General features: G+C 54.3%; 1 protein-coding gene. It reads left to right on the top strand.

Annotation, left to right across the window (positions count from 1 at the left end):
- Positions 1-324: 3-methyl-2-oxobutanoate hydroxymethyltransferase (locus tag CHH91_RS18140; protein ID WP_176465855.1), on the top strand; the 324-nt coding region annotated here is incomplete at both ends.

The raw sequence follows: 324 nt of genomic DNA, 5'->3' as shown, positions 1-324 counted from the left end.
GTTCTGCATACGAAAGCAGTCAAACGCGGGGCGCCAAACACATTTGTTGTCACAGACATGCCGTTTTTAACGTACCATAGCTCGTTTTCTGAAACGGCTGGCCATGTGCGTAGGCTGTTGCAAGAGGCAGGAGCCGATGCGGTAAAGCTGGAAGGTGGCGCAGACATTGCCAGTACTGTGCAACGTCTAACGGCAGCAGGTGTGCCTGTTGTTGGCCATATCGGCTTGACGCCACAATCAGTCGGTGTTTTAGGCGGCTATCGCGTGCAAGGAAGGGCGCAAGAGGAAGGCGAGCAGTTGCTTGCTGATGCACAGGCATTGGAA

Origin of the sequence: Virgibacillus sp. 7505 (assembly GCF_002272135.1) — a bacterium.
In the GTDB taxonomy this organism is placed as follows: Bacteria; Bacillota; Bacilli; order Bacillales; family Amphibacillaceae; genus Terribacillus.
The sequence above is the reverse complement of the archived record's forward strand: the minus strand, read 5'-3'. Positions and strand labels throughout refer to the sequence as shown.